Here is a 2086-nt window from a genome sequence, read left to right on the forward strand (position 1 = left end):
CATTGCGCGGCCTGCATGTCCACTGTCGAGGGCGGGCTGGAGAAGCTGCCCGGCGTGCGCTCGGCGAGGGTGAACCTGACGCTGCGCCGCGTCAGCGTCGATGCCGAGCCCGAGGTGACGGCGGAGGCGCTGATCGCCGCGCTCGACGGTCTGGGCTACGAGGCGCATGAGCTCGACGCCGGCATGCTCTCGGCCACCGAGACCGACCGGCAGGGGCGCGAGCTCTTGATGCGGCTCGGCGTCGCCGGTTTCTCGATGATGAACGTCATGCTGCTGTCGGTGGCCGTCTGGTCCGGGGCCGAGGATGCGACGCGTGACATGTTCCACTGGATCTCGGCGGCCATCGCGCTGCCGACCGTGGTCTTTGCCGGGCAGCCCTTCTTCAAGAACGCCTGGCGCTCGCTCCGGGCGGGGCGGCTGGGGATGGACGTGCCGATCTCGCTCGCCATCATCCTCGCCTCCTCGATCTCGCTGTTTGAGACCTTCCACTCCGGCCATCACGCCTATTTCGACGCGGCGGTGATGCTGACCTTCTTCCTGCTCGCGGGCCGCTATCTCGACCACCGCACCCGCGCCGTCGCCCGCTCGGCGGCCGAGGAACTCGCGGCGCTGGAAGTGCCGCGCGCCACTGCCCTGCGTGACGGGGCCGAGGTGACGGTGCCGATTTCGGAACTGGCAGTGGGCGAATGGGTCCGGGTGCGCCCGGGCGGGCGGATGCCGGTCGACGGGGTGGTGACGGAAGGTTCGAGCGAGCTCGACCGCTCGCTGCTGACCGGGGAGAGCCTGCCGGTGATGGCGGGGCCCGACACGGTGGTCTCGGCGGGCGAGGTCAACCTGACCGGGCCGCTCACGGTGCGGGTGACGGCGGCGGGCAAGGACTCGTCGCTGCACCGCATGGCCGATCTGGTGGCGGTCGCGGAAAGCGCCAAGACCCGCTACACCTCGCTGGCCGACCGCGCCTCCCGGCTCTATTCGCCGCTCGTGCATATCCTGTCCTTTGGCGCCTTCGGCGTCTGGATGTGGATCACCGGCGGCGACGTGCGCTATGCGATCAACATCTCGGCGGCGGTGCTGATCATCACCTGTCCCTGCGCCCTCGGTCTGGCCGTGCCCGCCGTGGTGACCGCGGCGAGCGGCAAGCTGTTCCGCAAGGGGCTGCTCATCAAGCACGGCACCGCGCTGGAACGGCTGGCCGAGGTGGATACAGTGGTCTTCGACAAGACCGGCACCCTGACCCTCGGCGCACCGGAACCGACCAATCTGGGCGAACACAGCCGCGCCACGCTGGAAGTGGTGGCGGCGCTGGCGCAGGCCTCGTCGCACCCGCTGGCCATGGCGCTGGCGGCGGCGACGCGCAATGCGGGCATTGCCCCGGCGAGGGTCGAGGCGCTGCGCGAGGTGCCGGGCTACGGCATCGAGGGGCTCTGGCGCGGGCAGGTCGTCCGGCTGGGGCGTGCGGAATGGGTGGGGGCCGCGCCGCTGGCGGTGACGGCGACCTATCTCTCGCTCGGCGGCATGACTCGCGTGCTGACCTTCGCCGACCGGCTGCGCCCGGGGGCGGAGCAGGCGGTGGCGGCGCTCAGGGCGCAGGGCAAGCGCATCCTGCTGATTTCGGGCGACAGCGAGGGGGCGGTGGCCGATCTGGCGACAAGGCTCGGCATCGCCGACTGGACCTCGGGCGCGCTGCCCGCCGAAAAGGCCGCGCGGGTGGCCGAGCTGACCGCCGAGGGGCGGCGGGTGCTGATGGTGGGCGACGGGCTGAACGACACCGCGGCGCTGGCGGCGGCGCATGTCTCGATCTCGCCCGCCTCGGCGCTGGATGCGGCCCGCGTCGCCTCAGACATCGTGCTGCTGGGGCAGGACATGGCGCCGATCGGTGACGCTCTGCGCATCGCGGGGCAGGCGACCCGGCGCATCCGCGAGAACTTCGCCATCTCGGCAGGCTACAACGTCATCGCCGTGCCGCTGGCGCTGGTCGGGCTCGCCACGCCGCTGGCAGCGGCCCTCGCCATGTCGCTCTCGTCGATCACGGTTTCCTTGAATGCCCTGAGGCTGCGCTGATGGATATCCTCGCCTATCTCATCCC

1 protein-coding gene is annotated in these 2086 nt (G+C 71.2%); it reads left to right on the plus strand.

The window, feature by feature from the left end; genetic code table 11:
* Positions 1–2061, plus strand: a 2061-nt coding sequence (locus tag AC3A5Z_RS24115) for a heavy metal translocating P-type ATPase (protein WP_487521804.1), incomplete at its 5' end; no start/stop codon positions are given.
* Between the last annotated feature and the right edge of the window lie 25 nt (positions 2062–2086).

Source organism: Cereibacter sp. Soil_C_27 (genome assembly GCF_057657095.1).